At 42.3% G+C, this 8380-nt stretch carries 8 protein-coding genes; all 8 read left to right on the plus strand.

Translation table 11 applies throughout. The annotated features are described in order from the left end of the window. Nucleotides 1–225 precede the first annotated feature (225 nt). The 8 genes from ASV53_RS26050 to ASV53_RS26260 all read left to right on the plus strand — a co-directional run bounded on the left by ASV53_RS26050 (nt 226) and on the right by ASV53_RS26260 (nt 8182). Nucleotides 226–537 (plus strand): GGDEF domain-containing protein, encoded by a 312-nt coding sequence (locus ASV53_RS26050; RefSeq protein ID WP_239928873.1) that lies wholly within the window; start codon nt 226–228, stop codon nt 535–537. A 462-nt stretch (nt 538–999) separates the two neighbouring features. Beyond that, nucleotides 1000–2631 carry a sodium/sugar symporter gene (locus ASV53_RS21050; protein ID WP_094958547.1) on the plus strand — a complete coding sequence of 544 codons (1632 nt, stop codon included), beginning with the start codon at nt 1000–1002 and terminating at the stop codon, nt 2629–2631. A 75-nt stretch (nt 2632–2706) separates the two neighbouring features. Further along, nucleotides 2707–4566 (plus strand): DUF294 nucleotidyltransferase-like domain-containing protein, encoded by a 1860-nt coding sequence (locus tag ASV53_RS21055; RefSeq protein WP_239928874.1) that lies wholly within the window; start codon nt 2707–2709, stop codon nt 4564–4566. Between the two features lies 1 nt (nt 4567). Further along, the gene (locus ASV53_RS21060; RefSeq protein ID WP_094958549.1) at nt 4568–5278 is read left to right on the plus strand and encodes a 3'-5' exonuclease; all 711 of its coding nucleotides are present in this window, start codon (nt 4568–4570) and stop codon (nt 5276–5278) included. A gap of 112 nt (nt 5279–5390) precedes the next feature. Beyond that, entirely contained in the window at nt 5391–5771 is a 381-nt protein-coding gene (locus ASV53_RS21065; protein ID WP_094958550.1) for a DUF3316 domain-containing protein, read from the plus strand. Nucleotides 5772–5965: 194 nt separating this feature from the next. Further along, on the plus strand, nt 5966–6649 hold the full coding sequence (locus tag ASV53_RS21070; RefSeq protein WP_094958551.1) for a heavy metal response regulator transcription factor: 684 nt from the start codon (nt 5966–5968) through the stop codon (nt 6647–6649). After that, nucleotides 6646–8007, plus strand: a complete 1362-nt coding sequence (locus ASV53_RS21075; RefSeq protein WP_094958552.1) for a heavy metal sensor histidine kinase — start codon at nt 6646–6648, stop codon at nt 8005–8007. Before ASV53_RS21070 ends, ASV53_RS21075 begins: the two co-directional genes overlap by 4 nt. A gap of 16 nt (nt 8008–8023) precedes the next feature. Continuing rightward, nucleotides 8024–8182 carry a 4Fe-4S binding protein gene (locus tag ASV53_RS26260; RefSeq protein ID WP_205049218.1) on the plus strand — a complete coding sequence of 53 codons (159 nt, stop codon included), beginning with the start codon at nt 8024–8026 and terminating at the stop codon, nt 8180–8182. Nucleotides 8183–8380: the final 198 nt, after the last annotated feature.

Raw genomic sequence — 8380 nt, forward strand, 5'->3', positions numbered from 1 at the left:
ATATGAGACAGAATAAATACCGTCGTTCAGAGAAATAGCGCTGTGACTTACAAAATGAAGCTCACACCGACTTCCTGACGGAACTACTCAACCGCCGAGGATTCGAAAACAGGTTTGAAACTTTAAAAAAAGAAAATACATCTGGTTCTATCGCGATCTTTGATATCGATTTTTTTTAAAAACGTTAATGATTCTTATGGGCATGAAGTTGGTGATAAGGTTTTAGTGCAATTTTCAAAGCTGTGTGCTGCCAAAGTAAATTCAGAATTCACTTTGTCACGAACAGGAGGGGAAGAGTTTATGATGCTGATGCCTCATCTTAACCAAGTTCAAGCTAAGCAGTATTGTGACCAGCTCAGAGAAAGCGTGGCAAAAGCACCGTTTTTCATTCAACACCTACACATTAACATCACGGTTAGCATTGGTATCGCTTACTTTAATGGTACAGATACGATGAAGAGCGCTTTAAGCGATGCCGACGAAGCGCTCTATGAAGCAAAAAAAACAGGGCGTAATCGAGTTTGTATTAAAGACTAACCCCACAAACTACTTACAGTGGGGAATTACCTGCGGATAACCCACTAAAACTCCGTCATAGTAAAGAAAGGCGCTAAATTGTTAGTGCTTTTGTCATCCGTGCTTTGTATGCAAAGCTCTTGGATTAAAAACACAAAAAATGCAGACCTTCCTTATCTCTTTACCTAGATAATAATACTTCCTAATCAGGGGTACTTACACGAGCCCATCACCACTCCTTAAGAAAGTGAACGTTTTTTTTATTGAAACCTAATGTTACTTATCCAACCGACAAGTGTAAGCGTTACCACGGAAAAATAAAACCAATACTACAGAAGAATAAACACAGGGATGCGCAGCAGCGGCACTAACAAGATTGCGTATTTTTCAGGGTAAAATTAGCAGATGTGACAATCTTAACAAATTCAACAAGGGTAAACGTTTACAATTCAGCCCAGATAACAATACAACAGGAACAAAATAATGTTGAATCTGGAAAATGGTCTGAGCTTTATCGACATAACAGTCTTTGCACTTTATGTCGTCATTATTATTGGTGTAGGCCTTTGGGTATCTCGTGATAAGAAAGGGGCACAAAAAAGTACTGAGGATTACTTCCTTGCTGGTAAGTCTCTACCTTGGTGGGCGGTTGGTGCGTCACTGATTGCTGCCAATATTTCTGCTGAGCAATTTATTGGGATGTCAGGTTCTGGCTACTCGATTGGCCTTGCTATCGCATCTTATGAATGGATGTCTGCCATTACGCTGATTATTGTCGGTAAGTATTTCCTGCCGATCTTTATCGACAAGGGAATATATACCATCCCTGAATTCGTCGAAAAGCGCTTTAATAAACAGTTAAAAACCATTTTGGCGATCTTTTGGATTGCTCTGTATATCTTCGTTAACTTAACGTCAGTTCTTTACCTTGGTGGCTTGGCGCTGGAAACCATTCTAGGCATCCCACTGATGTACTCTATCCTTGGCCTTGCACTCTTCGCCCTTGTTTACTCTATTTATGGCGGTCTGTCAGCCGTCGTTTGGACCGATGTAATCCAAGTATTCTTCCTTGTACTGGGTGGCTTTATGACAACATTCATGGCCGTGAGTTACATCGGTGGTGATGAAGGTTGGTTCAGCGGTTTATCCAAGATGGTAGAAGCAGCTCCTTCGCACTTTGAAATGATTCTGGATCAAAGTAACCCGCAATTCATGAACCTGCCGGGTATCGCGGTGCTCATCGGTGGTCTATGGGTTGCTAACCTATATTACTGGGGTTTCAACCAATACATCATTCAGCGTACCTTGGCTGCTAAATCTATTGCCGAAGCACAAAAAGGGATTGTTTTTGCAGCATTCCTTAAACTTATTGTTCCGTTCCTTGTGGTACTACCGGGCATTGCGGCTTACGTTATCACCAATGACCCCGAGTTGATGGCAAACCTAGGTAGCGTTGCACAAAACAACATGCCTAGTGCCGTTCACGCAGACAAAGCATACCCTTGGTTAACTCAGTTCCTTCCTGTTGGCATGAAAGGCATTGTGTTTGCTGCATTAGCTGCTGCTATTGTTTCTTCTTTAGCATCAATGCTTAACTCAACGGCAACCATCTTTACGATGGACATCTACAAAGAGTACATTGCACCTAACTCAGGTGACCACAAACTGGTAAATGTGGGCCGTATGGCTGCAATTGCGGCTCTGATTATTGCGTGTCTAGTTGCCCCTATGCTGGGTGGTATTGGCCAAGCATTCCAATATATTCAAGAATATACAGGCCTAGTGAGCCCAGGTATTCTTGCAGTCTTCCTTCTGGGTCTTTTCTGGAAGAAAACCACCAGCAAAGGTGCGATTACTGGCGTAGTTGCTTCCATACCATTCGCTCTTTTCCTTAAAATGATGCCATTAGCAATGCCATTCATGGATCAAATGCTATACACATTACTGTTCACTCTGGTTGTCATTGCCTTCACCAGCTTAAGCACATCGGTGAACGATGATGATCCAAAAGGTATTTCAGTAACAGCCGCGATGTTCACGACAGACCGCAGCTTCAACCTAGCCGCCTACGGCATCATGATTGTGCTAGCCGTTCTGTATACTCTGTTCTGGTAATTATACTTCCCCCTATAATCTAAGCTCCAGCCATTAAGGTTGGAGCTTTTTCTTTTTGGATTTATTTCGGAAACGATGATGGACTCAACATTACTGCCCAATATTGTGGCCTTCCTTGGCGCAATAGAGCCATTTAATCAACTACCTAATGCTGTATTAGACAGCATCGCTATTAATATGGAGATTCAATTTCTAGGTAAAGGCGAGTCACTCGCCCCTCTCCTTACTCAAAAGCAAAACCTCTTTATTATTCGCTCTGGTGTTATTGAACAACGGTTACCCGATGGGAGTTTACGTTCACGATTAGGTGAAAAAGACATTTTTGGTTTCAGTCTCGAAAATGAAAACTATCAAGCAAATGCATTAGAAAACAGTCTGATTTACCGCTTTGATTATGCGGCTTTATTGCACTGTGTTGCCGACTACCCTATCGTCACTGAACAATTAGCGCTAAGTGCAAACCGTCGATTGCAATCAAGTGTGAATGTGCAATGGTCTGAAGGCGAAAAAGGACTGTTCTTCAAGTCAGTAAAAGAGGTGGCTAGTACTCGAATTGTTCAAGTCCCTCCCTCAATGACCATTCAGGAGGTTGCTCGTCTGATGCGTCATGAGACAGGCTGCTCTTGCGCTGTGATTGTTGATAACACCAACTTAAACAACACCTTGGTCGGGATGGTGACAGATAAAGACATGACAAAGCGCGTTGTTGCGGATGCTGTCGATGTCACTTTGCCGATCACTCACGTGATGACCGAACACCCTTGGACAGTTGGCAATGATGAACTTGTGCTATCCGCTGTCCTTGTCATGATGAAACACAATATTCAGAATGTGCCCGTTTTAGATGCCAATAAACAAGTCGTCGGTTTAATAACACCACAGCTTTTAGTACAAAAGCACAGCGTACAAGCCGTCTTCTTAATAGAGAAAATTGGTCGATGCCAATCATTGGAAGAGTTAACCGCATTAGCGCTTGAGCGACAAGCAATCTTTGAAGCCATGGCTGAAGCTAACCTGCCCTCACACCTGATCGGTCAAGTGTTAACAATGATTTATGATGCTTTCACTCAACGCCTGATTTATATAGCTGAGAAAGCACTCGGCCCCATACCTTGTCGCTATGTTTGGCTTGCTGCAGGCTCACATGCTAGAGGTGAAATCCATCTCCTCTCCGACCAAGATAATGCGCTAGTACTCGAGGATAATGCGACAGACAGTGACCGCGTTTATTTCAACCACTTTGCTATGCATGTCTGTAAAGGTCTTGCTGAATGTGGCTACGCGCTCTGTACTGGCCGTTTTATGGCTGCGACTCCCAAATGGTGCCAACCTCTCAACGTATGGCTGCAATATTACCGAAAATGGGCCAACAACCCTGAATATGACATGTTACTCAGCTTAACGGTATTTTTAGAGATTCGCCCACTCGCTGGTGATAATACTTTATTTGATATCCTTGAAAAACAACGTGTCATCCAAGTGAAAGGTAATACACGCTTAATGTCAGCATTAGTGCGAAATGCCCTTCAAACTCGACCACCGTTAGGAATATTCAATAACCTTGTGCTAGAAAAAGAAGGAAAAAATGGCAAACGACTGAATATAAAGAAAGCGGCTATTGGTCACTTGGTTGATTTAGCGCGGATCTATGCGCTACACGATGGTGGCGAAATGCTGGCAACCGAAGCTCGTCTGCGTTTTGCTTTAGATCATCAATCCATCAATGAAAGCTCATATCAGGACCTCAGCGGCACATACCAATATATGATGCAGTTACGCTATAGCCACCACCTTCGCTGTTTACGAAGTGGCAAGCCACTATCAAACACCTTAAATCCTGATCATTTCGGTAGTTTTAGCCGACAGCATTTGAAAGATGCTTTCCGTATTGTGAGTGGATTTCAAGATGCTGTAAAAATGAAGTTTGGAGCCTAAGATGTTAGCTTGGTTCAAATCGACGCCACTAAAACAACTTGAGGTACAGCGGGATAGGATTGCAACACAGGTTTACCCTGAACCATTGCAATCATTGGTAAGTACCCCCCTTGCAGATACCCTGACAGATGCCCGATTACTCGATGTCATTGTGCTCGATTTTGAAACGAATGGACTTAACCCGCAGGTACACAATGTCTTGAGCATGGGTTGGGTAGAAATAACGAATGGCATCATTAATCTCGGCTCTGCTCGGCACTATTTAATCCGCAGTGAAACGGCTATCACAGGTGATTCAGCCATGATTCATCACCTATTACCTGAACAACTGAATAAAGCTGGGTTAGATGAACATCGGGCTTTTTCACAATTATTGAAAACCATGGTAGGCAAGATAGTTATTGCTCATGGTTGCGTTATCGAAAAAGGGTTCTTAGAACACTATGTCAACCAGCATTACTACTTATCATCACTGCCTATACTATGGCTCGATACGCTGAAAATAGAACAATATCGTAGCCAGATCCGCTCAACCAAGCCTGATTGGCGCTTGGCATCTGTACGTAAATGCTATCACCTTCCTGACTACCCCGCCCATCACGCCTTGATGGACGCGATTGCTACGGCTGAACTTTATCTCGCTCAGCTGCATGGCTTATTTGGTTCAACTCCCGCCAAGCTAGAAGTATTAATGAAAGCATCACAGCGTTAGCTATTTCCCCCTCTTAATTCTGACAAAAATGTCATGTTTTAGTCCCCCTTAAGTCATCATCTAAGGAATAGAATGAGCTCAAGTTAACTAGAGAGCCCTTAAAGGAAAACAAATGAAACTGATCAAAGCAGCCTTAGTCACTACAACACTGACTCTATTAAGCACCAGTGTATTTGCAAGCCAATTTGGCTACTCTGCAGGAAATATAGTGGAAAGATTGGGTGTGCGAACCATTAAAACTGATGCGGTTCAAACAAAACAAGAAGCCTATCAAATTGGGTTAAACCAACTTCACCAACTCAGTAAAGATGAACCTGTAGAGCTTAGTAAAAAGCTCAAAATCTCAGGCGTAAACATAGATCGACGTCAAATACACCTTAATGAAGGTGGTTACGTAACAGTAGAAGAATTTATGAATACGGATGGTCAAATAAATTACAAAGGCAAAATAAACGTCAGCTTCCATTATCCTGAGCGTGATTCAAATAACTAATTTATTCAGCCAAATTAGCCAGAGGCAAGCGGTAAGCCTCTGGTTACATATAGAAGCGTTATGCTGCCTGACATAACAATCAATCCCTTCAAACAGCCACAAAATCAATGACCTTATCAAGTCTGATGAGATAAGATAATTCCTAGTTTAGTATTCACGACAATAAAGTCCTCACCCATTTAAATAGTTAAAGAATGAAAATATTAATCGTAGAAGACGAGCCCAAAACTGGCGGCTATTTAAAAAAAGGCTTTACTGAATCAGGGTATGTTGTCGATCTCTCGCAAGATGGTGTCGATGGGCTATATCAAGCAACCAGTAATGACTATGACCTTATCATTCTCGATATCATGCTCCCTAAGTTAAACGGCTGGCAGATATTACAAACAATACGTGGTAGCCAGCTAGGTACCCCCATTATCATGCTATCAGCTAAAGATCAGGTTGAGGATAAAGTAAAAGGACTCGAGCTAGGCGCCAATGATTACGTCGTCAAACCCTTTGCTTTTGTTGAGCTTCTCGCCAGAGTCAAAAATGCACTCAGACACCAAATTGGTCACACAAAAACCGAAACAAGCTTATCCATCGCTGACTTATCATTGGATTTATTAAAACGCACTGTGCGCCGAGGTGGCGACACTATATCTCTCACAGCAAAGGAGTTTTCGCTGCTTGAGCTTTTTTTGAACAAAAAAGGGGAAGTCCTCTCTCGCACACTTATCGCTTCAACAATTTGGGATATGAATTTTGATAGTGATACGAACGTCATCGATGTCGCTGTTAAAAGGTTACGTGCCAAGATAGACAAACCCTATCCAATCAAACTCATCCACACGGTACGTGGCATGGGTTACAAACTTGAAGAGTTAACCGCATGAAGCTGGCATTGAAAAACTCAATGGCGACAAAGTTGATAGCAATGTACATGGCTTCTTCCTTTATTGTTCTCGCTTCTTTTACATTAATCGTCCAATACGCCATCAAGCATCACTTCTATGCTCAAGATTATCAGCTGCTCAATAGTAAGTTCTTAACCGTAGCAGCAACGTTAGACGATCTTCAAAGTAATTCATCCCCAGTACTTACTGAAAACTTCGCATTTCTTTGGGTTATCAACCATGATGGCAAACTTACCTATAGCAACTCTACACTGGCTTTACCACCAGCGCTTTCAGTTCAAAATGCATTAGAATGGAAGGATAACGGGCACAGTTATAGAGGATTCCGATTCAAAATGCAGCACCCACAATATGACGCTATCGTGCTAGCAATAAACATGGATTACCACAAAAGCTTTATTAACGAATTAGATATAGTGCTACTTTGGACGTTTCTTATCAGTAACCTGATTTCAGGTGCTTACGCCATATTCACGGTCAAAAAAGGATTATCGCCTTTACAGGAACTACAAAGCTACCTCGACAAGGTGAGTATCCAACACCTTGATGTTCGAGTGCCAAACAACAAGCTCCCGGTAGAGCTCTCTCAGCTAGTCGCAACGCAGAACAAGATGCTTGATCGTTTACAGTGTGGTTTTAGCCGACTCAGTGAATTCTCTTCTGATATCGCTCATGAACTCAAAACACCACTCACCAATATGATGACGCAAACTCAGGTTGCTTTATCAGCAGCCCGTACCCCCGTTGAGTATCAAGATGTTCTAGGTTCAAACGCAGAAGAAATTGAGCGGCTAAACAAAACAATCAAAGATACCTTATATCTTGCTAAATCAGAGAATCAACTACTCCATAGCAATAAAGAGCCACTTAAATTAACGACAATTATCCAAACTCTGATCGAATTCTACGAATTATTGGCTGAAGATAAAAATGTGACTATTGATATAGTCGAACTTAATTTGACTGAAGATGGTATTCAGCTTGGCGACAAACAAATGCTGCAACGTGCAATCAGCAATATACTGTCTAACGCTTTACGCCATTGTGACTCAAATTCGGTAATCACAATTCAGCTATCATCTGATGACGACTACAACGCAATAAAAATCATCAATACTGGCGAGCCAATCCCTGCTAGCTCTCTGCCTTATCTCTTCGACCGTTTCTATCGCGCCGATAAATCCCGTAAACACACGAGTAGTGTAGGTGCTGGGTTGGGGCTTGCTATCACCAAGTCGATAGTTCAAGCGCACGGTGGGGATATCAGCGTTAGCTCAATCCAGCGAGTAACAGCGTTTAGCTTAATGTTGAAAAAGACAACTGCTGCGCTTTTTTGAAAACCCTAACTTTTTAGTGAGCGATCCAGATATTTGCATCGGTTGCTCATTATGTGCGCCCGAATGTACAACCGATGCCATTTTTCAGAATACGGAAATTACGCCGGATCAAATTGAGTTTATCGAGCTCAACGCAAAGCTCTATACGATTTGGCGAATAGTGTTGAAGTTATAGCGCCACCTGAGGATGCAGATGAATAGAATGGCGTAGAAAACAAACGTCCAATGCTGGAAAAGTAAAATTAAGAAAGTGAAGTAAGATTTCTCCCCTCGGCACATTTATCATGGTACAAAAAGGCTCTGTTCAGCAACTTAGTTGAGAGCCCAGCATCCAGCGATTCTCTCTGTGAATGTAGCCTTTGATAGTGAATCA

Source organism: Photobacterium sanguinicancri, assembly GCF_002265265.1.
GTDB classification, from domain to species: domain Bacteria; phylum Pseudomonadota; class Gammaproteobacteria; order Enterobacterales; family Vibrionaceae; genus Photobacterium; species Photobacterium sanguinicancri.

Coding starts and splice junctions, on each gene's coding strand:
- ASV53_RS21050 (WP_094958547.1), top strand. CDS start 1,000: ATGTTGAATCTGGAAAATGGTCTGAGCTTTATCGACATAACAGTCTTT.
- ASV53_RS21055 (WP_239928874.1), top strand. CDS start 2,707: ATGATGGACTCAACATTACTGCCCAATATTGTGGCCTTCCTTGGCGCA.
- ASV53_RS21060 (WP_094958549.1), top strand. CDS start 4,568: ATGTTAGCTTGGTTCAAATCGACGCCACTAAAACAACTTGAGGTACAG.
- ASV53_RS21065 (WP_094958550.1), top strand. CDS start 5,391: ATGAAACTGATCAAAGCAGCCTTAGTCACTACAACACTGACTCTATTA.
- ASV53_RS21070 (WP_094958551.1), top strand. CDS start 5,966: ATGAAAATATTAATCGTAGAAGACGAGCCCAAAACTGGCGGCTATTTA.
- ASV53_RS21075 (WP_094958552.1), top strand. CDS start 6,646: ATGAAGCTGGCATTGAAAAACTCAATGGCGACAAAGTTGATAGCAATG.